Genomic DNA, 23,235 nt, shown 5'->3' on the forward strand with positions numbered 1-23,235 from the left:
ATATTCAATGCGCGGCGGCGCTCAGTCCGCCGTCGCGCCGGCCGCCGCGGCCATGATGTCTTCCTGCGTCGCCGAAGCGGCTTCAAACAGCCCGGCCCGGCAGCCCTCGTGTATCACCAGGATGCGGTCGCTCATCGCCATTACCTCCGGCAGTTCGGACGACACCATGACGATGGCCACGCCGGCGGCGGCCAGTTGGTTGATGATGTGGTAGATTTCGGCCTTGCCGCCCACGTCGACGCCTCGCGTCGGCTCGTCCAGCAGCAGCAGCTTGGGCGGCTCCGCCAGCCACTTGGCGAACACCACCTTCTGCTGATTGCCGCCGGACAAGGATTTGACATCCAGTTCAGCGTCGCGGGTGCGGATGCGCAATTGCTCAATCAGCCGCTGCGCCTCTTCGTTCTCGGAGCGGCGGCTCACCACCCCCAGTCGCGCGTGGCGGCGCAGATGAACCAAGGTGGCGTTTTCCCGCACCGACATGCCCAACACCAGGCCCTGGCTCTTGCGGTCTTCCGTGACGTAGGCAATGCCGGCGGCGATGGCGTCGCCGGGACGGCGGATGTCCAGCTCCGCGCCGTCCAGCCGCACCCGCCCCTGCCGACGCGGTTTGACGCCAAACAATACGTTGAGAATCTCGCTGCGCCCAGCGCCCATCAACCCGGCCACACCCAGCACCTCGCCCGCGCGGACGTCGAAGCCGATGTCCCGAATCCTGCCGTCGTCGGCCAGACGCTCCACTTCCAAACGCACCGCGCCCGGCGCGGACGCGCGCTTGGGAAAACGGTCGCCGATCTCGCGCCCCACCATCAGCCTCACCACCTCGTCGAAATCGGTGGCGGCGATCTGACGCTCGCCGACGAAACAGCCGTCGCGCAACACGCTGATCTTGTCGCAAACGCGGAAGATCTCCTCCATCCGGTGCGACACGTAGACAATCGCCACGCCGCGTTGCTTGAGCTGCTCCATGAAGACGAACAGCGCTTCAATCTCGCGCTCGGTCAATGCGGCGGTTGGTTCGTCCATGATCAGCACCTTGGCGTTCAGGGACATCGCCTTGGCGATTTCCACCATCTGCTGCTGACCAATGGACAATTGCCCGGCCTCCGTCTCCGGATCGATCCGTCCGGCGCCCAGCTGCTGCAGAATCTGGCTCGCCTCGCGCCGCATGCCGGCGCGATTGATCACGCCAAAGCGGCTATGCTCGCGCTCGCGACCCAAAAACAGGTTCTCCATCACCGACAGCTGCGGAATCAGGTTCAGTTCCTGGTGGATGATGGCGATGCCGTGGGCCTCGGCCTCGGTGGTGGAGCGGATCGTCACCGGCCGATCATTGAGCAGCACTTCTCCGTCGTCGGCCTGGTGCACGCCGGATAGAATCTTCATCAGGGTCGATTTTCCGGCGCCGTTTTCGCCCATCAAGGCATGCACTTCGCCGCCCTTCACGGTGAAATCCACCGCCTCCAGCACCTTGACCGGACCAAAGGCCTTGCTGATGCCGCGCATGCTTACCTTCATTACCCGCCCCTTCAAAAGATCACGCCGGAATACAGGATCACATTGGCGTACGGCGTGCATTCGCCGGTGCGGATCACCGCCTTGGCCTCGCGGCAGCGGCGCTTGAACTCCTCATGCGGCACGTACTCCACCCCCACGCCGTGCGCGGCCATATCGTTGGCCAGCACTTCCACAGCCGGACTGTGTTCCAGGCACTCGGCGGCGAACAGCGCACGCTCCGCCTTGAAGTCCGCCAGGATGGAGTCCAACACGCTGGGGAACTCCGGCACGCCCAAGCGCAGGCTCAGGTCTATGCACTCTACGCCGGGCGGAATCGGCAGGCCGCAATCGGCGATGACTAGGCTGTCGGTATGACCCATGCTGGCCAATACCCGCGCGATATCGCGGTTCAGATGTCCCAGCCGCTTCATGCCTGCTCCTTCAACATCTGTTGCAGCGCGGCCAGCGTCGGCATGCCGCTTTGCGCGCCCGCGCGGGTCACGGACAAGGCCGCCGCGGCGCAGGCCAGTGCCATCGCCGCCTCGAGACCCTGCGGCCAGAACGCGGCCAAGGCGCCGTTGAAGGTGTCGCCGGCGCCGGTGGTGTCCACCGCGGACACCGCGAAGCCGGGTTGGTGATGCAGGCTGCCGTCGGCGCGGCAGAAATAAGCGCCGTCTTTGCCACGCGTCATCGCCACCCTTCCCGGCAGTTTGCGCATCAGCGCCTGCCAGTCCCCGCCACGTTCGTCCAGAGCCTGCGCCAACTCATGCTCGTTCGGCGTCAGCAAGGCGGTGCGCTCCAGCAAGCTGGGCGGCAGCGGATGGGCCGGCGCCGGATTCAACAAGAAAGGCTTGCCGTGGCGCTGAGCCAGTTCGGCCGCGCGCTCCACCGTGGCCAGCGGCACCTCCATCTGCGCCAACACCACGTCGGCATCGCAAAACGCCTGCTCGTCCTGATCCAGATGTTGCGGCAGCAACTCATGGTTGGCGCCGGGCACCACCACGATGGCGTTGTCCCCCTCGGCCAGGGTGATCGTCGCCAGCCCGGTGGCCACGTCCGTTTCGCGCAGGCGACCAATATCCACGCCCTCGCCCTGCAACGTCTCCTTGAGCTGAGAACCGAACATATCGCGGCCCACACAGCCCAGCAAAGTCACCTGCGCGCCCAGCCGCGCGGCGGCCACTGCCTGATTGGCGCCCTTGCCGCCCGGATAGGACGCAAAGCGCTTGCCAAACAAGGTTTCACCCAGCCGTGGATAGCGTTCCGCCTCCACCACCAGATCCATATTCACGCTGCCCACAACCAGGACCCGGGTCATAATTTCCTCATCGTTATCAAGCGACGCGCGCCTTAGTCGACGGCATCCATTGCTAAAACGTAATCAGCTGACGCTTTATAGCAGAGCTGCCTACAGGCAGGAAGCGATAAACTCAATCTGTTCAGCAAATGCAACAGTCCTCGCGAAGCGCATCGGCGACGCTTGACGGCGGCCGTGCTTCGATGTAGCGAGGCAACTACACGTCGAACGCTTAGTCCAGACGCAAAAAAAGCTCCCCTCAGGGAGCTTTTTTCCTGCCGCCGCAGCGGCGCTTGGAACGTGTCTACGATCTCGCGAACTAGAGCAAGCCCTTGAACAGGCTCTTAGTCGTCCAGCACCGCGGAAGTGTAAACATCCTGCACATCGTCCAGGTCTTCCAGCGCGTCCAGCAGTTTTTGCATGCGCACGGCGTCATCGCCGGACAATTCAGTCTCGTTCTGCGGCTTCATCGTCACTTCGCCCATTTCCGCCTTGAAGCCCTTGGCTTCCAGCGCGCTCTTGACGTCGGAGAACTCATACGGACCGGTGATTACTTCGATGGAACCATCGTCGTTGGCGACCACATCCTCAGCCCCGCTTTCCAGCGCGGCTTCCATCAAGGCATCCTCATCCACGCCCGGCGCGAACACCAGGTAGCCGCAATGGCTGAACTGGAAAGACACGCAACCGTCGGTGCCCATATTGCCGCCATACTTGGAGAACGCGTGGCGCACATCGGCCACCGTGCGAGTTTTGTTGTCGGTCAGGCAGTCCACCATCACCGCCGCGCCGCCTATGCCGTAACCCTCGTAGCGGCACTCAACATAATCGACGCCCTCCAACTGGCCTGTGCCGCGCTTGATCGCGTTATCGATATTGTCCTTGGGCATGGACTCGGCCTTGGCCTTGTCCACCGCCAGGCGCAGGCGCGGGTTCATATTGGGGTCCCCGCCGCCCATCTTGGCCGCAACGGTGATTTCCTTGATCAAGCGGGTAAAGATCTTGCCACGTTTGGCATCCTGACGACCTTTGCGGTGCTGGATGTTAGCCCATTTACTGTGACCTGCCATAGTTGCCTCTGTCTGTTGTCCGGTCCACTACGGACCTTTCAGTCAAAATTGGCGCCTATTCTATCAGAACTTGAGGGGACCTCGAATACCGTCGCAAGCGTCTCGAGAGCAAGGCGCACCGCTCACAGAGGCCTAAACACAAGGGGTACGGCGAACGAGCGCGGAATCAACGCTGCCAGCAGGCTTTTCGAATCCCCTGGAGTCTGGACAGGGGCGGCGGCCCCCGCTACTTGGCCTTGAGCATGGCCAGCATCATCTCGAAACCGGCGCGATACATCTGCTCCAGCACCGGCACCATCATCGGCAAGGTCAGGTAGATGCTGATGAAGCCTATCATCAGGGTCAGCGGAAAACCGAAAGTGAAGATATTGAACTGCGGCGCGGCGCGGGTCATCACCCCGATCGCCAGGTTGGTGATCAGCAGAGCCGCAATCACCGGCATGGCCAGCCAGACACCCCACTCGATCAGGTGCCCCCCCCACAGGGCAAGCGACTTGATGCCCTGGTCCGGCATGCTCATGCCTATCGGCAGCACCCGGTAACTTTCCACCAAGGTGGACAACACCACTTGGTGACCGTCGAAGGCCAGGAATAGCAAGAAGGTGAACAGGGTCAACAGCTGCGACACCACCGGCACTTGAGCCGAGTGCATCGGGTCGAAGAACATGGCAAAACCCAAGCCGGTTTGCGAACCCATGATGAAACCCGCCACTTCCACCGCGGAAATCACGATACGCATGACGAAACCCATCGACAGGCCAATCAACAACTGTTGCAACAGAATGGCCATTCCCTCCGCCGATACCAGCGGCACCGCCGGCAACGGGGGCAGCAAGGGCGCCAGCATCACGGTGAGGATCAGCGCGAACCCGGCCTTGAAGCGGCGCGGCACGCCGCGGTAGGCGAACACCGGCTCCACCAGCAGCAGGCCGACGATGCGCGCGAACGGCCAAACGAACATGGCCACCAGCGCGTTGATCTGCGCATCGGAAATGCTCAGCATCAGCCGATCACGTGCGGAATGCTCTGGAACAGCCGCGTGGTGTACTCAATCAGCGTGTTCAGCATCCACGGTCCGGCCAGCACCAGCACCAGAAACATCGCCAGCAGCTTGGGAATGAAGGTCAGCGTCATCTCGTTGATCTGAGTCGCCGCCTGCAGCACGCTGACTAGCAAACCCACCAACAGCGACACCAGCAGCACCGGCGCCGCGACGATGATCAGGATGTACAGCGCGTTCTGCACGATATTGATGATCAGCTCCGGACTCATGCCGCCCGCTCCTCGCCTAAAACGCCGGGCAGCGCCCGGCGACGTTTCCAGTCACAAACCATCATGCCGCCTCAGCCAGTATAGAAGCTCTGCACCAGCGAGCCCATCAGCAAGGTCCAGCCGTCCACCAGCACGAATAGCATCAACTTGAACGGCAGCGAAATGGTGACCGGGGACACCATCATCATACCCATTGCCATCAGGATGCTGGCCACGACCAGATCGATGATCAGGAAGGGAATAAATACCATGAAGCCGATCTGGAAGGCGGTTTTCAGCTCGCTGATCACATAAGCCGGCACCAGGGTCTTCATGGATACATCGGCCTTGGTCTGCGGCTTTTCCGATTGAGAAATCTCGATGAAGAAGGCTAGGTCCTTCTCCCGGGTTTGGCGCAGCATGAAAGCCTTCATCGGCTTGCTGGCCTCGTCCACCGCCTGTTGCAGGGTGATCTTATCGTCTGAGAACGGCACCCAGGCTTTGGCGTAGACTTGGTCGAAAGTCGGCCCCATCACAAACAGAGTCAGGAACAGCGACAAACCGACGATCACCTGGTTGGGCGGCGACTGCATGGTGCCCATCGCCTGCCGCAACAGCGACATCACGATGATGATGCGAGTGAAAGCCGTCATCATCAGCATCATCGCCGGGATGAAGGTCAACCCGGTCATGAACAGCAGCATCTGCAAGCTGAGCGAATAATTCTGCCCGCCGCCGGCCGCCGGAGTGCTGCTCATCAAAGGCAAGCCGCCGGCCGCGTCCGCGATCAACGGCGTCGCCAACAAAACCAGGGCGCCGTATCGGAAACAAGGCCTCATCGCGGCCCCGCCTTGCTATTGCGGCTCTTGTCCATCGCCGCCTTCAACCAGCGCGCGAAAGGCTCCGCCGCCGGCGCCGCTTCGATTTCCGCGCCTTCCGGGCGCGGCAGCTTGCTTAGCAGATTGACTTGCTGCGGCGTCACGCCCAGCACCAGCCACTCCCCCTCCAGCTCCACGATCACCACGCGCTCCTTGGGTCCCACCAGGGTTCCGCTGACCACCTTCAGGCGGTTGGAGGCGCCCAGCATGCCGCCGGAAAGCCGTTTGAACAGCCAGGCCATGCCAACGATGGCGCCCAGCACCACCGCCAGGCCGAACAAGACCTGCAGCAAACTCATGAACGGCGACGGCGCGGCCGCCGGAGACGGCGCTGCCGTGGCCGTGGCCGCAGCGGCCAGACCGGACGCCGCCAAATAAAAAGCGCCCTGCACAGCACGGCGCGTCATCGCAAACATGGCTGACCTCGTCATTTTTGCAAACGGCGAATGCGTTCCGCGGGCGTGATGATATCGGTCAGACGAATACCGAACTTGTCGTTGACCACCACCACCTCGCCCTGGGCGATCAGACAACCGTTGACCAGCACGTCCATCGGCTCCCCGGCCATGCCGTCCAGTTCCACCACCGACCCCTGCGCCAATTGCAGCAAGTTGCGGATGGCGATCTTGGTGCGGCCCAACTCCACGGTCAATTGCACCGGGATGTCCAGAATCATGTCCAGATTCTGCGGGACGCCCGCGCCGGAGGTGCTCGCGCCCAGTTCTTGGAACAAGTTTTGGGCCGGCACCGGCTCTGGGGCGGAATCCACCACTTCCTGCTCGGCCATTGCGGCGGCCCAGTCGTCCATCGACACTTCTTCCTCGCCGCCGGCTCCGCCGGCAGCGGCTGCCGCGGCGGCGGCCGCTTCGGCCTCCATCTGCGCGGCTTGCAATTCTTCTTCGCTCATTGCTCTTTATCCCCCAGAGGCTCGTGAAAATCATTCGCGCCGGCCAACACCTGCTCCACCTTCAGCGCATAGCGCCCCTGCACGGTGCCGTAACTGGCTTCGAACACCGGAATGCCCGATACGTCGGCTTCCACCCGCTCCGGAATCTCCAGCATCACCACGTCGCCATTCTTCAAATTCAAAATCTGACCCAAGGTCACCTTGGTCTTGCCCAAGGTCGCCACCAGTTCCACTTCCGCCGCCTGCACCTGATGCGTCATCAGGTTGACCCAGCGGTTGTCCACCTCGGTGCGGTCCGCCTGCATGGTGCTGGACAACACATCGCGGATAGGCTCCACCATTGAATACGGCAGACAAATATGGAAATCGCCGCCGCCGGCGCCCAGCTCAATATGGAAAGTCATCGCCACCACCACCTCGGTGGGCGTGGCGATATTGGCGAACTGGGTGTTCATTTCGGAACGCAGATAGACGAACTCGATGGGATGCACTGGCTCCCAGGCTTTCTGGCACTCGACGAACACCACATCCAGCAAACGGCGGATGATGCGCTGCTCGGTGGGAGTGAAGTCGCGGCCTTCCACCCGCACATGGTAGCGCCCGTCGCTGCCGAACAGGTTATCGACGATCAGAAACACCAAGTCCGGATCGAAAATCAGCAGCCCCGTGCCGCGCAAGGGCTTGACGTGCACCAGGTTCAGGTTGGTGGGCACCACCAGATTGCGGATGAACTCGCTATACTTTTGCACCCGCACCGGCCCAACCGAGATTTCCGCGTTGCGGCGGATAAAGTTGAACAGGCCGATGCGCAGATTGCGCGCGAAACGCTCGTTGATGATTTCCAACGTCGGCATGCGGCCGCGCACGATGCGCTCTTGCCGACCGATGTCATAGCCGCGGACGCCTTGGGCGTCGCCGCCGCCGGCATCATCCTCATCCTCCCCGGAGACGCCCCTGAGTAGGGCATCTACCTCTTCCTGGGAAAGAATATCGTCGCCCATGCCGCTTACTGCTTCTGGATGATGAAGGAAGTAAAGAGCACGCTTTCCACCGGCTGCTCCTCGCCGGCGTCCATCGACTCATTGATGATCTGCTTGACCTGGGCCTTCAGGCGAACCTTGCCGTCAGGCGTGGCCAATTCCACGGCGGACTTGGACGACAGCAGCAAGATCAGCGCGCTGCGAATTTTAGGCGCGTAATCGGTGAATTTCTTTTTGGCTTCCTCGTCGGCCAGCTCCGCTTGCATGTCCACCTGCAGCAAGGAGCCGTCGTTACCGGCCAGGTTCACCACGAAAGTATCCAGTTTTTCGAAGATCGGGGGACCTTCTTTTTTCTTCTTGGGTTTTTCCTTGGTCTGCTCGGCGTGTTCGCCGGCCGCCGCCGGCTTATTCATATTGGTGAACATATAGGCGGCCAAGCCCCCCACCGCGGCCAAGACCAGCACCAGCAATATAATGACGATCAGCATCAATTTACCGCCGCCGCCCCCTGCTTTTTTCTCTGCTTTTTCCGCTTTTTTATCTTCTGCCATATATCTGCCCTGTTCACTGGGTGTTCATAGTGAAATCTTAAACGATTTCTTCACTATATTTTCTAATTTTAGATGCAAATTGAACAGGGGAGATTATCACAAATGATCAGGCGAAAATGCTGAGAATGCCGCGAGCCGCCTTGATGCTGCTCAATGCATCCATCGGCTCGGGCTCGGCGTTCTCGTTCTGGCGCTGCGATTGCCCGCGCTGGAACGCCTGCTGTTGCTGTCCGGATTGTCCGCTGGACACCTGCGCGTCGGTTAGCTGAATGCCGCCGGCGGCCAGCATGGAAGACAGACGATGCATATTGTTTTCCAGCGCCTCGCGCGTGGCCGGCACCGCAGCCGCGAACAACACCTGCGCCTGGTCGTTGCCGTTCATCTTCAGCGTCACCTCGATCGGCCCCAATTGCGGCGGGTTCAGCTGAATCTGCGCCTTGTCGGCTTTGAGGCTGACCATGCCCATCACCTGCTCGCTCATGGCCTTGGCCCAGTTGGGATCGGTCACAGGCTGTTGCACGGTGAACACCGGCGTGGGCGCAGTCGGCTTGGCCGCCAGCTGCTCATGCCCCTGAAGCGGCAAAAACTGCGGCAAGACTTTTCCGTCTTCCGGCAAATTTTGCTGCGCCGGCAGCGACAGATTACGGGCTTTGGCTAGCGAAGCGGGCAGCGCCGCCGCGATGTCGGGCTTGAGTTCAACGGGCTTGGCGCCGGTTGGCAGATCGCCATTGGCCCGCGGCGAGGTCGTCGCCTGCTGCTGAACGGGCTGCTGCGCGGCGCCCATCAGCGACATCCCCGGCAACGGCATCGCCGAAGTCTGATCATCCTCGCTCTTGGCCGGCTTATCCTTGTCCAGGCCTGCGTCCGCCAAAGCATCGGCGTTGGCGCCCGGCAAGAAGGAACTGCCCAAAGTGCTCATCTGCAGCCCCAGCAGGCTGGCGAACAGATCGCCGGCGCCGGTGTCGCCGGCAGTGGCCAGATTGCCCCCCGGCATATTGGCTTTGCCGCCAACCGGATTGGCCGCGGCTGCGTTCACAGGTGTCGTCATGGCCGACTCTCTACAAGTAAGACGCAAACAGTAAAGCAACTAGCGTGCCACGAAGCTTGAACAGGCCCTTAGCGCCTGTTTGCCACCTGCTGTAAACACGCTCTTACTCTTCGCCGTGGGTGCTGTCCCAAAACCGCCGGGTGGCGAATTCATCGCTGACCTTCTGCTGCACCCGCGCCTCGCGCACGGCGGCGCGCTCTTGCTCTCGCTGCAACAGCTTTTCATAGGCCTTGAGCTTCTTGTATTCATGCTGCCAGGCCTGGCGCTCCAGCAAGAAGCGCTGAGTGCAGCGCTCCACATCGCCCTGCTGCTGCACCATGGCCTCGTCCAGCCGAGCGAGAAAACGCTGGAAATCCTGATATTGCAAAGCACTGATGCCCTGCGCGCCGCGACTGGTCAGCCGTTGCCGGTACTCGCCGCGAAAAGCGTCCAGTTGCTCCTGGCGCGAACGGGCCTCCGCCAGCCTGCTTTGCGCCAGCCGCATGCGCTCGGCCGCCGCTTTCTGCTTGTCGTCGGCCAAGCGAATCAACAACAGGTATTTGCTTTCCGCCACGCCTCAGCCTCAGGACAACACGCCCTGCAATTGTTCGCAGCTGGAAGAGAAATCCTGCGACTCATGCATCGGCTGGGTCAAAAAACCGACCATGGGCAGCTGGCGCCGCATTGCGTCGTCCAGCACCGGATCCGAGCCTGGCACGTAGGCGCCGACGCTGATCAGGTCGCGGTTACGTTGATAGCGGGAATACAGCTGCTTGAATTGCCGAGCCAGGGCCATCTGCGCTTGAGGCACCACATCCACCATGACCCGGCTGATGGATTGCTCGATGTCGATGGCAGGATAGTGGCCAGACTCGGCCAGTTCTCGCGACAGCACAAAGTGGCCGTCCAGAATGGCGCGCGCGGAATCGGCGATCGGATCCTGCTGATCGTCGCCTTCTGACAGCACCGTATAAAAGCCCGTGATGGAACCGCCGCCCTCCGCGGCGTTGCCGGCGCGCTCAATCAATTGCGGCAGGCGCGCGAACACCGACGGCGGATAGCCCTTGGTCACCGGCGGCTCGCCAATGGCCAGCGCGATCTCGCGCTGCGCCATCGCGTAGCGGGTCACCGAATCCATCAGCAGCAACACGTCCAGGCCTTGAGCGCGGAAGTATTCGGCCAGCGCCGTGGCGTAGGCCGCCCCGTGCAGACGCATCAGCGGCGGCATGTCCGCCGGCGCGGCAACCACCACCGAGCGGGCGATGCCTTCGTCGCCCAGGATGTTTTCGATGAAGTCCTTAACCTCGCGGCCGCGCTCGCCAACCAAGCCCACCACCACCACATCGGCCTTGGTGAAGCGGGCCATCATGCCCAGCAACACCGACTTGCCCACGCCGGAGCCGGCGAACAGACCGAGGCGCTGACCCCGCCCCACCGTCAACAAACCGTTGATGGCGCGCACGCCGACATCCAGCACATCGCGCACCGGCGATCGGTCCAGCGGGTTCATCGGTTGGCTGTGCAACGGGAACCAGGCGTCCGGATGGATGGGGCCTTTGCCGTCCAGCGGCCGCCCCAGCGAATCCAACACCCTGCCCAGCAGGCTGAGCCCCACCGGCACCATGCGGCCGGACGCGCCGTCGGTGGCGGCCTGGGCTTGGGTCTTGCCGAATTGCGGCGGGTGCCGCGGCGTCAGCGGCATCACCGGCGTGCCCGGCAACAGGCCGTGGACGTTGCTCAATGGCATCAGGAACACTTTGTCGCCGGAAAAACCCACCACCTCGGCCTCCACAAGCTTCCGGTCCGCCAAGGCCACCTGACAAGCGCTGCCCACCGGCAGCTTGAGGCCCACAGCCTCCATCACCATGCCGGTAACGCGAACCAGCTTGCCGCAGGGCTGCCACAGCTTGGCGGCGCGCGCGCTGTCCGCGCAGTCGCGCAGCCATGCGCGTTGGCGCTCAATCAGCTGCGGGTGGCTCATCGTCCATTCCCAGCGCTTTGCGCATGGCGGCAATACGGGTGCTCATAGTCAGATCCAACCGCAGCGCGGCGGTGTCTATCACGCAGCCACCGCGCTCCACCTCGGGGTCTTCAATCCATTGCCATTGGGTTTCCGGCGTTTCCTGCGCCAGAAACTCTCGCGCCACCTCCAGATCCGCCGGGTTCAGACGCAAACGCGCCTGCGCCAGCGTGGCCGGCAAGTCCTCCAGCGCCTCGCGGAGCAGCTCCTGAATCAGCAAGGGGTTCTGCCGCGCCAGCCCATGGCTCAGTTGGCTGGCGAGCTCCAACGCCAAGGCCAGCCAATCCGCGGACAATTCAGTTTCAAAACGGGAAATCTGTTGCGCCAGCCCTTCCGCCAACTGCTGCAAGGGCTGCCAGGCCTCGGCGAAGCGAGCCTCCTGCTCTGCGCGCACCTCGGCCAAGCCCTGCTCTCTCCCGGCGGTCAAGCCTTCTTGGTAACCGGCCGCGCGGCCGGCTTCCTGCCCAGCCTCATGGCCGGACTGCCAGGCTTCCTGATGGATAGCCTCCAGTTCGGCAGCGGTGGGATAGCCGCTCACCGCGCGCTCGCCGTCCGCGGCGTCGGCAGCCTCCTCCGCCCCGGCCGAAGCGGACTCGACGGCGGACTCGGCCTGCGCCTGCTCCTGTTGACGGCGACGCTGTTGCGCCAGCTCCATCAGCTGCACCGGCGTCAGCCTCTGGGTCAGGCCGTCCAGCGCGTTGGGGCTCCAACTGCTCCAGCCCTCCAACTCTTCGCCGGGAATGATGGGATTACTCGACGAGACCTTCATCACCGCCCTTGCTGCCTAGCACGATCTGGCCGTCGTCGGCGAGCTTGCGCACCACCTTGAGAATCTCCTTCTGCTCGGCCTCCACTTCGGACAGTTTGACCGGCCCCTTGGACTCCAGATCGTCGCGCAGCATTTCCGCGGCGCGCTGCGACATATTGCGGAAAATCTTGTCCTTGAGCTCGGCGCTGGTGCCCTTGAGCGCGATCACCAGGGAATCGGATTGCACTTCGCGCAGAATGGTCTGGATCGAACGGTCGTCGATTTCCAGAATGTTCTCGAACACGAACATCTTGTCCTGAATGCGCTGCGCCAGCTCCGGATCGTATTCGCGGATATAGTTGAGCGCCGCGGCTTCCACGTTGGACCCCATGAAGTTGAGGATTTCCGCGGTCAGGCCAATGCCGCCGGCCGCGCTCTTCTTGATGCGGTCGGAGCCGGACAAGAGCTGGGTCAACACATCGTTCAACTCGCGCAGCGCCTGCGGTTGCACGCCTTCCAGCGTGGCGGTGCGGATCAGCACTTCGTTGCGCATCCGTTCCGGGAAGTAGGACAGGATGGAGCTGGACAGGTCCGGCTCCAGATGCACCAGAATGGTGGCGATGATCTGCGGGTGTTCGTTGCGGATCAAGTCGGCGGCGGAAGAAGGATCCATCCACTTCAGACTTTCGATCCCGCTGTGATCGTTGCCCTGCATGATCTTGTCCAGCAGGTTGGCCGCCTTGTCCGGCCCCAGCGCCTCGATCAGCACATTGCGCAAGTATTCGTCGGACGCGCCGATGCTGGCGCGCGCCGCGCACTCGCCCTTGAATTCGCTGACCACCTCGTCAATCTGCTCGTAGCTCAGATTATTGATCGCCGCCATCGCCAGCGAAATCTTCTGCACTTCCTTGGGGCCAAGGTATTTAAACACCTCGACGGCTTCCGCCTGACCCAGGCTGAACAGCAACACCGCGCTCTTGCGCACTCCGTTCTCACTCATCGGCGCTTATCCATTCCTTGATGATCTGAGCGGCCATGCGCGGATCGGATTTCACCATTTCACGCACCGCTTCCAGATTGGTGGTGTATTGCCGCATCTGCGCTTCGCGCGGATCGCCGCCGCCCGCGGCGCCGCCGGCGTGACCGGCCGCGCCTTCTTCGCCCTCTTCCCCGGCTACGCCCAGCAGGCGGCCGCCCGCGGCGGCGGCCTGCGCCGCGGCCTCTTCTTCGCTGCCCTTGGCTGGGGCCGGCGGCTTGACCAGGTCGCGCATGATGGGGCGCACCACGCCGAACAGCAGGTAAAGCACGGCAATGGTCAGCAGGCCATACTTGATCAGGCTGGAGCCGTTGCTGGTCACGTAGTCTGTGACTTTTTCCTGCAACGTCGCCGGCACTTCGGCGTCTGCGAAGGCGGCGTTGACCACGTTCAGGGTGTCGCCGCGCTGGGTATTGAAACCCATCGCCTCCTTGACCAGATTATTGATCTGCTGAACCTCCTGCGGAGTCAGCGGCGTCGGCTTCATCTCGCCGTTCTTGTCCGGCATGCGCCGGTAGTTGACCACCACGGCGGCGGACAGACGCTTGACGCCGCCCTGCGGCATCTTGGTGTGCTGTATGGTTTTGTCGACTTCGTAATTGGTGGTGATGTCGCGTTGCAAGGCGCCGGACGCGCCCATGGTCTGCCCGGACAGCGTGGCCGTGCCGGGCGCGGCGCCCGGCGGCAGCGTGATCGGCGCGGAAGCGGCCGACGGGGGCTGATTGGACAAGGCTCCCGGCACCCCGGACGGCAGCGCCGCGCCGTTATTCAGCTTTTCGCTGATCTGCTGGCTGCGGGTAGCGGATGGATTGGGGCTGGAATTGGGCTTGAAGGTTTCCGAGGTCTGCTCCACCTCGGCGAAATCGACGCTGGCGGTGACCTGAGCGCGCGAGTTGCCCTTTCCGAAAATGGGCTCCAGGATATCCTCAATGCGCTTGACGTAGCCCTCTTCGATCTGGCGCACGTAACCCAGCTGCCGCTGATCCAGACCAGAGTTTTCATCCGGGCCGCTCTGCTTGGATAGGAGATTGCCGTCCTGATCGACGATGGTGACGTTCTTGACCGGCAGATTGGGCACCGAACTGGACACCAAGTGCAGAATGCCGGCGATCTGCCCGGCGTCAAGCAAGCGGCCGCGGAACAGGGTCAACATCACCGAAGCCGTCGGTTGCTGCTGCTCGCGGACGAATACGCTTTGCTTGGGGATGGCGATATGAACCCGCGCGCTCTCCACCGAGCCCACCGCCTCAATGGTGCGCGCCAGCTCGCCCTCAATCGCGCGCTGATAGTTGACTTGCTCGGCAAACTGACTGATGCCGAACTTCTGATTGTCCATCAGTTCGAAGCCGACGCCGCCGGCCTTGGGCAAGCCTTGCGCAGCCAGCTTCAAGCGCGCGTCGTAAACCTTGTCCGAGGGCACGGAGATGGTGCCGCCCTCGCCCAGTTGGTACGGCACGTTCATCTGCTGCAGCGAAGCGGCCACTTGGCCGCCGTCGCGGTCGGAGATATTGGAGAACAGGATTTTATAGCTGGGCGTGCGGTTCAACACCACCGCGCCCACGATGACGGCGAAAATAGCGGCCACCGCCGCGAGGAACAGGACTTTTTTATTGTTGGGAAGCGCTTTGAAGCGATCGGACGCTTCATTCATGCGGCTTCGCCAAACGGGCGTAGCGTTTTCTTCTGCCAGGTCAGCCATACAGTGGTTTTAGGTTCGAGCCCACCGCCGCCGGCTGGTCGGGTCCGGCAGCGCTAGACTTGGGTATTCATGATTTCCTGATAGGCGGTGACCAGCTTGTTGCGCGCCTGAACCATGGTCTGGAACGACAGGCTGGCTTTCTGCAGCGACACCATTACGTCCTGCAGGTTGACCCCCTCGTCACCCAATTCAAATTGCTTCTGCATCTCCTGCGAAGTCTGCTGCGCCGAGTTCACCTGCTCCAAGGTGGACTTTAGCACAGCGGAGAAGTCCACCTGGGACGCTTCCGGGGCCGTAGCGGCGGGCTTGCCCGCGGCCAGGGCCGAGGCGGTGCGCAGCTCGCCCAACAGTTGATCGATATTTGGCACTGACATGGTTACTCCAAGCCATTTCCATCTGGAACCTCCTGACATCCGTCGGCAGCGTCTTCATCACGGTAACGCTGCAATTTATAGCGCAATGTGCGCTCGCTGATGCCCAGTTTTTCCGCGGCCAGCTTCTTGACGCCGCCCACCGCGGTCAAGGTTTCCAGAATATGGCGTTTCTCTAGCGTTTTCATGTCGGTTTCATCCGACACGGAATTGTCTTTTTCAGACGCTGTCCGGGTAACCTGAGCCGCGACGGAATCGTGATCCAGCAGTAGATCGGCGGCAAAAATTTCCGCCCCGGCGGCAAGAATGACCGCCCGCTGCACCACATTCTCCAGTTCGCGGATGTTACCCTCCCAACTATAGGCCGTCAAATGACGTTCCGCATCCTCGGACAGGATCAGATTGCTTCTTCCGGCGGCCTCTGCGTACTTTTTAAGCATGATTCGTGCCAGAGGCAGAATATCGTCGCGGCGCTCGGCCAGCGCGGGGATGCGCATCGGAAACACGTTCAGGCGAAAATACAGATCCTCGCGGAATTGGCCCGCATCCACCGCGGCTTGCAGGTCGCGGTTGGAAGTGGCCAACACGCGGATATCCAGCTTCAAGGTTCGCGTGCCGCCGACCCGCTCCACTTCCCGCTCCTGCAGCACCCGCAGCAATTTGGCCTGCAGCGACAGCGGCATCTCGGTGACTTCGTCCAGCAAAATGGTGCCGCCCTGGGCCTGCTCGAACTTCCCCGGCAAGGCCTGCGCCGCGCCGGTGAAGGCGCCGCGCTCATGGCCGAACAAGGTGGACTCCAGCAGGTTCTCCGGAATGGCCGCGCAGTTGACCGCAACGAAAGGCCCTTCGCAACGCTTGGAGTGCCGGTGAATGTAACGCGCCAGCACCTCCTTGCCTACGCCGCTGGGGCCGGAAATCATCACGCTGACGTCGCTGCCGGCCACACGTCCGGCCAGCGCGAACAGTTGTCGCATCGCGGCGGACTCGGCCACCACTTCGCCGCTCGCTTCGCTAGGCATGCGCAGCAGGTGCTTTTCCACTTCGGCGATCAAACTGGCCGGCTCGAACGGCTTGAGCAGGTAATGCGCGGCGCCCGCGCGCAGCAATTCAATCGCCCTTTCAATCACGCCGTATGCGGTCATCAAAATGAAAGGCACGCCGGGGTAACGCTTTTTCGCCTCCTCGAACAGCGTGTAGCCGTCCATCGGCGCCATTTGGGCGTCGGATACGATCAATCCCACCGGCGCTTCTTTCAATTTGGCCAGGGCCGCGGCGCCGTCGCCGGCCTCCAATGTGGGGTAGCCGGCCAGGCTCAAAGTGTCGACGATGGCTTCGCGCAAATCGGCGTCGTCTTCCACCACCAAAATAGGGAGATACTTCATGTTTTCTTGTTCTATCAGAGGGTTAAGCCGACCCGCCGGCTTGGTGTTGCTTTTGCGAGGCCAGCACCGACAGGCGCGTGGCGATGCTCTCCAAGGCCAGCACCTCATGCGCGCCGCCCATGGCGATGGCTTCCTTGGGCATGCCGAACACGACGCAGCTGGCTTCGTCCTGGGCAATATTCCAGGCGCCTGCCTGCTTGAGCTCCAGCATGCCGCTGGCGCCGTCCCGGCCCATTCCGGTCAGGATGACGCCGATGCAGTTCTTGCCCACCAGATTGGCGGCGGAGCGGAACAGCACGTCCACCGACGGCCGGTGCCGGTTGACCGGCGGCCCGGCATGCAGGCCGATGGCGTAGCCTATGGTGGGCGCGGGCTTGATCAGCAAATGGGAATGGCCCGGCGCGATATAGACGGTGCCGTTTTGCAGCCGCTCATTGTCTTCCGCCTCTTTCACCGTCAACTTGCACAAGGTGTTTAAGCGCGTGGCGAAGGAATGAGTGAACATTTCCGGCATGTGCTGAGCGATCAGAATGGGCGGCATCGAGGGAGGCAGCGCGGTCAGCAAGGTGCGCAAGGCCTCCGTGCCCCCGGTGGAAGAGCCGATGACGATCACCGCCTGGCTGGCCAAGGGCATTTTACCGGCCTGCTTGGGCAAGATGATATCCGCATTATGGCTGGGCACTACGTCCAGCGGCTTCTTGGCGGAGGCTCCCCTCGTCATCTGCCCCATACGCGTCCTTGGCTTTCTATGGTTATTGTAAAAACAGCCCGCGCGCGCGGCGTTTCCGTGTCAAACGGCTTCATGGCGCCGGCTCCGTCTCTGTGTCCGCAATGCGGGCCAGCCAAGCATCGCAAGCCGCTTCCACTAGATCCAGCACGGTATCGAAACCGCCAGCGCCGCCGTAATAAGGGTCAGGCACATCGCGGGGAGCGCCGGGGAGCGGCTCAAGTAGCAAATGCAGCTTGCCGCGATAGGATGGCGGACATTGAGCATTTAACAAAGCCAAATTTTGCCGGTCGGCGGCCAAAATCCAATCGAAACGCTCGAAATCGCGCCCATCCACCTGCCTTGCCCTCAAATCGGACAGGTCATAGCCGCGGCGCAGCGCCGCCTGACAGGTACGCCGGTCCGGTGCTTCGCCGACATGGTAGTCGTGCGTGCCCGCCGACTCCACTCGCATCCGCGCCTCCAGGCCCGCGCTCTTGAGCTTGGCGCGCATCACCCCTTCCGCGGTTGGCGACCGGCAGATGTTTCCCATGCAAACAAACAAAATGGACAAGCAATCGTTCTGGCTCATGGACGGCTTCGGCTCTCTATTTTTATTCAGTATGGGATTCAAGCACTGACTCGCCTCGATCTTATCACTTCCACCGCCGGCTACGCGCCCACGAGAGGCGCGCCGGCGATTTTCACGCAGCTTCCGCGACTAACGCAACGCCGGCAAGTCCATGCCGGCCAGATAGCCGGCCGCGATGCAGGCGCTGCGCGTCGAGTCGAACAGGAGCCCCACCCTTTCCGCCTCGTCGGCCAAGCCTTCCTCCTCCGCCAAGGCCAAACGCTCCAGTCCGGCGCAGGACCCTCCCAACGCGCTGAAGCCCAAAGTCAGCGCGGCGCCCTTCAAATTGTGCGAGTGGCGCCTCACTTGATCCCGCTGACCGGCCAGCGCGGCGGCCAGCAATTCGTCCACCCTGCCGACCTTGCCGGAGAAGAATTGCGCCACTAGCTCCCGGTATTTTTCCAGGGTCAGCATTTCCGTCATTTTTTCTATCATCGCCACGTCCAGCAAGGCCGGCAAGGTGGAGGGCTCGGCGCTGCGCTCCGGAGCCGGCCCATCGCCAAACTGGCGCTCCAGCATGGCTTGGAAATCTTCCACATGCAGCGGCTTGGCCAGAAAATCATCCAACCCGCCGGCGAGCGCTTTATCCCGCGTTTCCGCGAGCACGTCGGCCGTCAAAGCGACGATTTTCATCCCCGGCGTCATCGCGCGTTCGCGCAAATGCCTTGTCGTCTCGATGCCATCCATCTCCGGCATGTGCAAATCCATCAAAACCAAATCGAAAGGTTGCCGGGTTGCCGCCTCCACCGCTTCCGCACCCTCCTGAATCACGGTGACGAGATGCCCTTGCTTCTGCAGCATCGCTTGCATGTATTTGCGATTGACCGGGTTGTCGTCCACCACTAAAACGCGCAGCTGACGCCCCGGCTCTGCCGGACTCGCCCCGCCTCCCGGCTTGACCCGGCCTTCCGGCGCGCTCATCGCCTGCAAGGGCAGCGACAGCACAAAAACGCTGCCCGCACCCAGCGCGCTGTGCACGGTGATGCCACCGCCCATCAGTTGCGCCAGGTTTTGGGAGATCTCCAGGCCCAGGCCGCTGCCGCCGTACTGACGCACAGTGGAACTGTCGCCTTGAGAGAAACGCTTGAACAAACGCGCCAGGGTTGCGTCGTCCATGCCTATGCCGGTGTCCCTTACCGTGATCCGCAACACCGCCCCGCCTTCCGAGCCCGATTCCGCCGCTTCAGCCTGGATGGTCACTGCGCCTATCTCGGTAAACTTGATCGCGTTGCTAAGCAAGTTGAGCAGGATTTGCCGCAGGCGTGTCGGGTCGCACAGCACCCACTCGGGCACGTTCAAATCCAGCGCCATGCGCATGGCCAGCCCCTTCGCCACAGCCTGTCCGCGCATGAGGCTTTCGCATTGCAATAACAATTGCCGCAAATTGCACACCGTGGGCAGCAGGTCCAGCTTGCCCGACTCCAGCTTGCTGGCGTCCAGCACGTCGTTCAGCAAGGCCATCAGATGGCGAGCGGACTCTTCGGCGGTCTTGATGTAGTCGGCCTGCACCGGCGTGGGGGTGCAGTCTCCCAGCAAGGAGAGCATGCCCAAAACGCCGTTGAGCGGCGTGCGGATTTCATGACTCATATTGGCGAGAAACACACTTTTCGCCATGCTGCCGGCCTCGGCCTGCACCCGCGCCTGCTCCAGCACGTCGGTCAGTTCTTCCAGCTCGTGCCGCCGCCGCTCCAATTGCCGCAACTGCCGAACCACGATGGTGGCGAAGCCGAGAATCAGCGCCCATTCGAAGGCCATCAACCAATTGCTGACCACAATGTGTTGCTGCATGCTTTTGTTGCGCGCGTCCACTTGCTCCGCCATGCGCTGATTAGCCACCAGCGAGAGGTCGTGCAACGGTCCGTTCAGCAGGTCCAGCTCGGCGTCCAGCCGCCGCAAGCCGTCCAGCTCCAGCGCCGCTCCGGATTGGCGGCTGAAATAGGCGTCGGCCTTGCGGATGAAGGCGTCCAGCTTCGGACGCGCCTGCTGATATTCCTGCGTTCCATCCAGCAAACTGGAGTACAGGCCGTGGTCGACCACTCCCACGCGGCTGACGAAGATGTCGTAGCGCTCTTGCAGTTCCGCCCTGTCCTGCTGATGGTTCAGCACATGTTCTATCGTCGTCTGCAGCCTCATTGCCTCGGTTTCGAGCTGAAAATAGGCCCAGACGATGTTATCGCCTTCGTAGCGCGCGGCGGTGTTCAGCATATCCGCCTGACGCACCTGGATATAAGCCACCCCGGCGAACACGCAGGCCAGCGTCGCTCCGATCAAGATCAGGCTCCGCCAGGAGGAGTAGCTTCGCTGCGGCGTGTTCATCGCGCTCAATGTACCAGCAGGGATTTGAGCTGCCAGGCGGAACGGTTGTAATACAGTTCCGAACGCAACTCTTCTTGCGAGTCGTAGGGGTAAACGATGAACAAGGGACCTTTCTCACGCACCGGCATTGGCTTGCCGTTCATTTGCGTCGCCAGAATCACGTCGAATCGGCTGGCGTCGTCAAAGGGGATATCGGTCTTGTAATCGTTCAGCGCCACCGCTTTCAACAATTTGCCGTGAGCGCCGGCGGCGGCCAACACGTCGCGCAGCAACGGCCCGGAGAAGCGGGTCAATCCAGGGTACCAGGGGGTGTGGGTGCTGAAACTGCGCTGCGGCAGCTTGGCCAACATCGCCATATCGAAGGCCGCGGCGTCACCCTGGTTCTTTTGGCTGATGTTGCCGCTGATCACTAGCACCGCCTTGCCGGCGGGTTTGGCCAAAGCGTCGGCCGCCATGGCCAAGGGCGTCGCCACGGCCAGGCCGAGCAGCAGCAATAGGGTTCCCAATCGTCTCATGATTTTCTCGCTTAGGTAGGCGTTGCAATGAATATCCAATCCCGCGCTGACTGCGACACATCTCCCCCGCAACTCGCCAACCATTCCGCGAAAGAGGCCTCGTCTACCGGCGGGGAGATCAGGGAACCTTGAGCGGCTGACACGCCGAACTCCCGGCACAAGGCCCATTCGGCCTCGGAAGCCACGCCTTCGGCCACCACTTTCAGCCCCAGCCTGCGCCCCAGTTCGACGCTGCCGAGGAAAATGGAACGGTTGGTGGCGTTGCCCGCCGCGTCGATGACGAAACCTTTGTCTATCTTTAATTCTGTGAACGGGATGCGCGTTAGCCGGTCCATGCTGGCGAAACCGGTGCCGAAATCGTCAATTGCCAGGCCTGCGCCCTTCAAACGCAAGCGGGTCATGATTTCCAGCGCCGAGGCCGGATCCGCCATCACGCCGCTTTCCGTGACTTCAAACGTCACCCGGGACATCTCCAAGCCGGTTTCGCGCGCAATCGACACCAAGGAAGTCACCAGGCTGGAGTCCTTCAAGGACTGCATGGAAAGATTGACCGACATGTTCAGGCGTTTCCGCGCGTCCAGACGCTTCAACGCTTGCGCCGCATCCGCGAACAAGCGCTTGGTCATCTGCGTGATCAGGCCGCTCTGTTCAGCCAGTTCGATGAATTGCAGCGGGCCCAGCAAGCCCAGTTGAGGATGCAGCCAGCGCGCCAGCACCTCCACGCTCAACACCCGACCACAGGCCACGTCCACCTGCGGCTGGAAAAACGGCACCACCTCGCCGCGCTCTATGCCCAGGCGCAACTCTTCGCTGTTGATCCGCTCCATGGGCAGACAAAGCGCCTCTCCCGCTGCAATGGGCGCGGCCAGCATCGCCCGCAATTGCTCCGGATTCACCGGTTTGGGCAAGACGCCGCACAGACGCAGCGCGTACATCCGCGCCAGATCGGCCACGCTGTCCAACACCCTCTCGTCGAAACCGCTGGTGATCAGCAATTTGCCTTGGTAAGCCCTCTCCCCCAAATGACGCACGAATTCAACGCCATCCATCCTCGGCATATCCAAATCGCAAAAGATCAGGTCGAAAGCCCGGTCTCCTGCATCCAGCTGCATCAGCGCGTCCAGGCCGTCCACCGCCTCGGATATCTTGCTCATGCCCATTTGGCGCAGCACCGCGGTCAGGAACTGCCGGGATATGGCTTCGTCGTCAACCACCAAGATTTGCGGCATCGTCTTCCCCATCTAGCCCATCTCCTGCTGGCTGTTATCACGACCGGCACCCGTGCGAGCCTCCGCAACCAAGCCTCTCTGCGTTGTTTTTCGCCGCGCCACGGCTCAGGGCCGTTTTTGCTCCTGCTAGTATCTAAATAGCCTGCGGCCTTCGTCTTTTCCAGCAGGCGTCCCCGGCCATGACCGGCAAACTCAGCCGCCCCAAGCGGCGGGTCGTGCCACGGCGGCCAGTTCCGCGCGCATTTCCAGCGCCAGCTGCCAAACTTTCCGCGCCAGCGGCGACAAGGAACGGTTCGGTCGTTTGATCAACACAATGCGGCGACTTTCCACCGGCAGCAGCGGCAACACGCTCAAACCGCCGCCGGCGGGCAGCGGCATGGCCAGCCCCGGTGTGACGCTGAGGCCCAGGCCGGCCGCCACCATCCGAAACACCGATTGCGAGTGCCCCAATTGCTGCGTCACTTCGCACGCCAGGCCATGCTTGACCAGCAGTTCATCAATCAGCCGGCGGCTGCCGGAGCTGTGGTCCAGCAAAACCAGCGGCAGGCCGTCCAACTGCGCCCAATGCGCGGCCTCATGGGCGGCCAAATCGTGGTCGCTGCGGCACACCAGCCAGAAGTCGTCCTCCAGCAAGGGTTCGCTTTCCAGCGGAACAGCCGCGTCGGGCTCCACCACCAGGCCGAAATCCACCTCCCCGCTCGTGACCGCCTCGATGTTCAATCGTTGCACCTGATCGTGCAGTACCAGCGTCAATTGCGGGTAGCGCTGCCGACAACGCGCAATCAACAAAGGCATCAGACTGGCTGACAAGGTAGGGCTACTGGCCACTCGCACCACGCCGTGGGCCTGCGCACCCTCCATCCGAGCTTCGCTCAGCGCCTCTTGCAGCGCTTCCAGGACTCGCGTCAGCTTCCCCTGCAGACGGCGAGCCGCCGCGGTGGGTTCTACCTCCCGCGTGGTGCGGTCGAACAAACGCAAGCCCAAGGCCTGTTCCAACTCCCTCACCGCGCGGCTGACCGCCGGCTGAGTCAGGCCCAGCGCGTCGCCTGCGCGGCTGAAACCGCCCAGTTCGATCACGGCCTGGAAAACCCGCAATTGACGCAAAGTTACATTCATATCAATTACTC

25 protein-coding genes are annotated in these 23,235 nt (G+C 62.2%); all 25 read right to left on the minus strand.

What is annotated here, in order from left to right; genetic code table 11:
• Positions 1-21: 21 nt before the first annotated feature.
• A complete protein-coding gene (locus DXT74_RS16865) occupies positions 22-1,515 on the minus strand; it encodes a sugar ABC transporter ATP-binding protein (RefSeq protein WP_194426533.1) in 1,494 nt (497 codons plus the stop codon).
• Between the two features lie 11 nt (positions 1,516-1,526).
• Positions 1,527-1,925, minus strand: a complete 399-nt coding sequence (rbsD, locus tag DXT74_RS16870; protein ID WP_194426534.1) for a D-ribose pyranase — start codon at positions 1,923-1,925, stop codon at positions 1,527-1,529.
• Entirely contained in the window at positions 1,922-2,812 is an 891-nt protein-coding gene (locus tag DXT74_RS16875; protein WP_194426535.1) for a ribokinase, read from the minus strand. Before DXT74_RS16875 ends, rbsD begins: the two co-directional genes overlap by 4 nt.
• A gap of 323 nt (positions 2,813-3,135) precedes the next feature.
• Entirely contained in the window at positions 3,136-3,861 is a 726-nt protein-coding gene (locus tag DXT74_RS16880) for a YebC/PmpR family DNA-binding transcriptional regulator (protein WP_194426536.1), read from the minus strand.
• 226 nt (positions 3,862-4,087) lie between these two features.
• On the minus strand, positions 4,088-4,864 hold the full coding sequence (gene fliR, locus DXT74_RS16885) for a flagellar biosynthetic protein FliR (RefSeq protein ID WP_019099985.1): 777 nt from the start codon (positions 4,862-4,864) through the stop codon (positions 4,088-4,090).
• Complete coding sequence (gene fliQ, locus DXT74_RS16890) at positions 4,864-5,133, minus strand: flagellar biosynthesis protein FliQ (protein ID WP_019099986.1); 270 nt, start codon at positions 5,131-5,133, stop codon at positions 4,864-4,866. Before fliQ ends, fliR begins: the two co-directional genes overlap by 1 nt.
• Before the next feature lie 71 nt (positions 5,134-5,204).
• Entirely contained in the window at positions 5,205-5,951 is a 747-nt protein-coding gene (gene fliP, locus DXT74_RS16895) for a flagellar type III secretion system pore protein FliP (protein ID WP_039753250.1), read from the minus strand.
• Positions 5,948-6,406 carry a flagellar biosynthetic protein FliO gene (fliO, locus tag DXT74_RS16900; protein ID WP_231138207.1) on the minus strand — a complete coding sequence of 153 codons (459 nt, stop codon included), beginning with the start codon at positions 6,404-6,406 and terminating at the stop codon, positions 5,948-5,950. Before fliO ends, fliP begins: the two co-directional genes overlap by 4 nt.
• Positions 6,407-6,417: 11 nt before the next feature.
• Positions 6,418-6,867 carry a flagellar motor switch protein FliN gene (gene fliN / locus DXT74_RS16905; RefSeq protein WP_143330203.1) on the minus strand — a complete coding sequence of 150 codons (450 nt, stop codon included), beginning with the start codon at positions 6,865-6,867 and terminating at the stop codon, positions 6,418-6,420.
• 26 nt (positions 6,868-6,893) lie between these two features.
• The gene (gene fliM, locus DXT74_RS16910; RefSeq protein ID WP_043631067.1) at positions 6,894-7,898 is read right to left on the minus strand and encodes a flagellar motor switch protein FliM; all 1,005 of its coding nucleotides are present in this window, start codon (positions 7,896-7,898) and stop codon (positions 6,894-6,896) included.
• A 5-nt stretch (positions 7,899-7,903) separates the two neighbouring features.
• The gene (locus DXT74_RS16915; RefSeq protein ID WP_019099991.1) at positions 7,904-8,428 is read right to left on the minus strand and encodes a flagellar basal body-associated FliL family protein; all 525 of its coding nucleotides are present in this window, start codon (positions 8,426-8,428) and stop codon (positions 7,904-7,906) included.
• Positions 8,429-8,534: 106 nt separating this feature from the next.
• Positions 8,535-9,476 carry a flagellar hook-length control protein FliK gene (locus tag DXT74_RS16920; protein WP_194426537.1) on the minus strand — a complete coding sequence of 314 codons (942 nt, stop codon included), beginning with the start codon at positions 9,474-9,476 and terminating at the stop codon, positions 8,535-8,537.
• A gap of 103 nt (positions 9,477-9,579) precedes the next feature.
• The gene (gene fliJ / locus DXT74_RS16925) at positions 9,580-10,029 is read right to left on the minus strand and encodes a flagellar export protein FliJ (protein WP_043631063.1); all 450 of its coding nucleotides are present in this window, start codon (positions 10,027-10,029) and stop codon (positions 9,580-9,582) included.
• A gap of 9 nt (positions 10,030-10,038) precedes the next feature.
• The gene (gene fliI, locus DXT74_RS16930; RefSeq protein ID WP_043631061.1) at positions 10,039-11,436 is read right to left on the minus strand and encodes a flagellar protein export ATPase FliI; all 1,398 of its coding nucleotides are present in this window, start codon (positions 11,434-11,436) and stop codon (positions 10,039-10,041) included.
• Positions 11,414-12,244, minus strand: a complete 831-nt coding sequence (locus DXT74_RS16935; RefSeq protein ID WP_194426538.1) for a flagellar assembly protein FliH — start codon at positions 12,242-12,244, stop codon at positions 11,414-11,416. The genes fliI and DXT74_RS16935 overlap by 23 nt, the downstream gene beginning before the upstream one ends.
• A complete protein-coding gene (fliG, locus tag DXT74_RS16940; RefSeq protein WP_043592937.1) occupies positions 12,225-13,223 on the minus strand; it encodes a flagellar motor switch protein FliG in 999 nt (332 codons plus the stop codon). Before fliG ends, DXT74_RS16935 begins: the two co-directional genes overlap by 20 nt.
• The gene (gene fliF, locus DXT74_RS16945) at positions 13,216-14,910 is read right to left on the minus strand and encodes a flagellar basal-body MS-ring/collar protein FliF (protein ID WP_231138208.1); all 1,695 of its coding nucleotides are present in this window, start codon (positions 14,908-14,910) and stop codon (positions 13,216-13,218) included. Before fliF ends, fliG begins: the two co-directional genes overlap by 8 nt.
• Positions 14,911-15,011: 101 nt before the next feature.
• A complete protein-coding gene (gene fliE, locus DXT74_RS16950) occupies positions 15,012-15,332 on the minus strand; it encodes a flagellar hook-basal body complex protein FliE (RefSeq protein WP_019099998.1) in 321 nt (106 codons plus the stop codon).
• A gap of 2 nt (positions 15,333-15,334) precedes the next feature.
• A complete protein-coding gene (locus DXT74_RS16955) occupies positions 15,335-16,711 on the minus strand; it encodes a sigma-54 dependent transcriptional regulator (protein ID WP_194426540.1) in 1,377 nt (458 codons plus the stop codon).
• Between the two features lie 22 nt (positions 16,712-16,733).
• Positions 16,734-17,432: a chemotaxis protein CheB gene (locus tag DXT74_RS16960; RefSeq protein WP_194426541.1), complete on the minus strand. Its 699-nt coding sequence runs from the start codon at positions 17,430-17,432 to the stop codon at positions 16,734-16,736.
• 79 nt (positions 17,433-17,511) lie between these two features.
• Complete coding sequence (locus tag DXT74_RS16965) at positions 17,512-18,009, minus strand: hypothetical protein (protein WP_043631055.1); 498 nt, start codon at positions 18,007-18,009, stop codon at positions 17,512-17,514.
• A gap of 129 nt (positions 18,010-18,138) precedes the next feature.
• Complete coding sequence (locus tag DXT74_RS16970; RefSeq protein ID WP_052370210.1) at positions 18,139-20,364, minus strand: ATP-binding protein; 2,226 nt, start codon at positions 20,362-20,364, stop codon at positions 18,139-18,141.
• Positions 20,365-20,369: 5 nt separating this feature from the next.
• Positions 20,370-20,879: a molybdopterin-dependent oxidoreductase gene (locus DXT74_RS16975; protein ID WP_043631053.1), complete on the minus strand. Its 510-nt coding sequence runs from the start codon at positions 20,877-20,879 to the stop codon at positions 20,370-20,372.
• An 11-nt stretch (positions 20,880-20,890) separates the two neighbouring features.
• Positions 20,891-22,120 (minus strand): EAL domain-containing protein, encoded by a 1,230-nt coding sequence (locus tag DXT74_RS16980; RefSeq protein WP_081554986.1) that lies wholly within the window; start codon positions 22,118-22,120, stop codon positions 20,891-20,893.
• Positions 22,121-22,300: 180 nt separating this feature from the next.
• Complete coding sequence (locus DXT74_RS16985; protein ID WP_194426542.1) at positions 22,301-23,224, minus strand: LysR family transcriptional regulator; 924 nt, start codon at positions 23,222-23,224, stop codon at positions 22,301-22,303.
• Between the last annotated feature and the right edge of the window lie 11 nt (positions 23,225-23,235).

Origin of the sequence: Chromobacterium sp. Rain0013 (assembly GCF_015291765.1) — a bacterium.
GTDB classification, from domain to species: Bacteria; Pseudomonadota; Gammaproteobacteria; order Burkholderiales; family Chromobacteriaceae; genus Chromobacterium; species Chromobacterium haemolyticum.

Excerpts from the sequence above, each read along its gene's own strand:
- DXT74_RS16865 (WP_194426533.1), bottom strand. The coding sequence starts at position 1,515 with ATGAAGGTAAGCATGCGCGGCATCAGCAAGGCCTTTGGTCCGGTCAAG.
- rbsD (WP_194426534.1), bottom strand. The coding sequence starts at position 1,925 with ATGAAGCGGCTGGGACATCTGAACCGCGATATCGCGCGGGTATTGGCC.
- DXT74_RS16875 (WP_194426535.1), bottom strand. The coding sequence starts at position 2,812 with ATGACCCGGGTCCTGGTTGTGGGCAGCGTGAATATGGATCTGGTGGTG.
- DXT74_RS16880 (WP_194426536.1), bottom strand. The coding sequence starts at position 3,861 with ATGGCAGGTCACAGTAAATGGGCTAACATCCAGCACCGCAAAGGTCGT.
- fliR (WP_019099985.1), bottom strand. The coding sequence starts at position 4,864 with ATGCTGAGCATTTCCGATGCGCAGATCAACGCGCTGGTGGCCATGTTC.
- fliQ (WP_019099986.1), bottom strand. The coding sequence starts at position 5,133 with ATGAGTCCGGAGCTGATCATCAATATCGTGCAGAACGCGCTGTACATC.
- fliP (WP_039753250.1), bottom strand. The coding sequence starts at position 5,951 with ATGAGGCCTTGTTTCCGATACGGCGCCCTGGTTTTGTTGGCGACGCCG.
- fliO (WP_231138207.1), bottom strand. The coding sequence starts at position 6,406 with ATGTTTGCGATGACGCGCCGTGCTGTGCAGGGCGCTTTTTATTTGGCG.
- fliN (WP_143330203.1), bottom strand. The coding sequence starts at position 6,867 with ATGGAGGCCGAAGCGGCCGCCGCCGCGGCAGCCGCTGCCGGCGGAGCC.
- fliM (WP_043631067.1), bottom strand. The coding sequence starts at position 7,898 with ATGGGCGACGATATTCTTTCCCAGGAAGAGGTAGATGCCCTACTCAGG.
- DXT74_RS16915 (WP_019099991.1), bottom strand. The coding sequence starts at position 8,428 with ATGGCAGAAGATAAAAAAGCGGAAAAAGCAGAGAAAAAAGCAGGGGGC.
- DXT74_RS16920 (WP_194426537.1), bottom strand. The coding sequence starts at position 9,476 with ATGACGACACCTGTGAACGCAGCCGCGGCCAATCCGGTTGGCGGCAAA.
- fliI (WP_043631061.1), bottom strand. The coding sequence starts at position 11,436 with ATGAGCCACCCGCAGCTGATTGAGCGCCAACGCGCATGGCTGCGCGAC.
- DXT74_RS16935 (WP_194426538.1), bottom strand. The coding sequence starts at position 12,244 with ATGAAGGTCTCGTCGAGTAATCCCATCATTCCCGGCGAAGAGTTGGAG.
- fliG (WP_043592937.1), bottom strand. The coding sequence starts at position 13,223 with ATGAGTGAGAACGGAGTGCGCAAGAGCGCGGTGTTGCTGTTCAGCCTG.
- fliF (WP_231138208.1), bottom strand. The coding sequence starts at position 14,910 with ATGAATGAAGCGTCCGATCGCTTCAAAGCGCTTCCCAACAATAAAAAA.
- fliE (WP_019099998.1), bottom strand. The coding sequence starts at position 15,332 with ATGTCAGTGCCAAATATCGATCAACTGTTGGGCGAGCTGCGCACCGCC.
- DXT74_RS16955 (WP_194426540.1), bottom strand. The coding sequence starts at position 16,711 with ATGAAGTATCTCCCTATTTTGGTGGTGGAAGACGACGCCGATTTGCGC.
- DXT74_RS16960 (WP_194426541.1), bottom strand. The coding sequence starts at position 17,432 with ATGACGAGGGGAGCCTCCGCCAAGAAGCCGCTGGACGTAGTGCCCAGC.
- DXT74_RS16965 (WP_043631055.1), bottom strand. The coding sequence starts at position 18,009 with ATGAGCCAGAACGATTGCTTGTCCATTTTGTTTGTTTGCATGGGAAAC.
- DXT74_RS16970 (WP_052370210.1), bottom strand. The coding sequence starts at position 20,364 with ATGAACACGCCGCAGCGAAGCTACTCCTCCTGGCGGAGCCTGATCTTG.
- DXT74_RS16975 (WP_043631053.1), bottom strand. The coding sequence starts at position 20,879 with ATGAGACGATTGGGAACCCTATTGCTGCTGCTCGGCCTGGCCGTGGCG.
- DXT74_RS16980 (WP_081554986.1), bottom strand. The coding sequence starts at position 22,120 with ATGGGGAAGACGATGCCGCAAATCTTGGTGGTTGACGACGAAGCCATA.
- DXT74_RS16985 (WP_194426542.1), bottom strand. The coding sequence starts at position 23,224 with ATGAATGTAACTTTGCGTCAATTGCGGGTTTTCCAGGCCGTGATCGAA.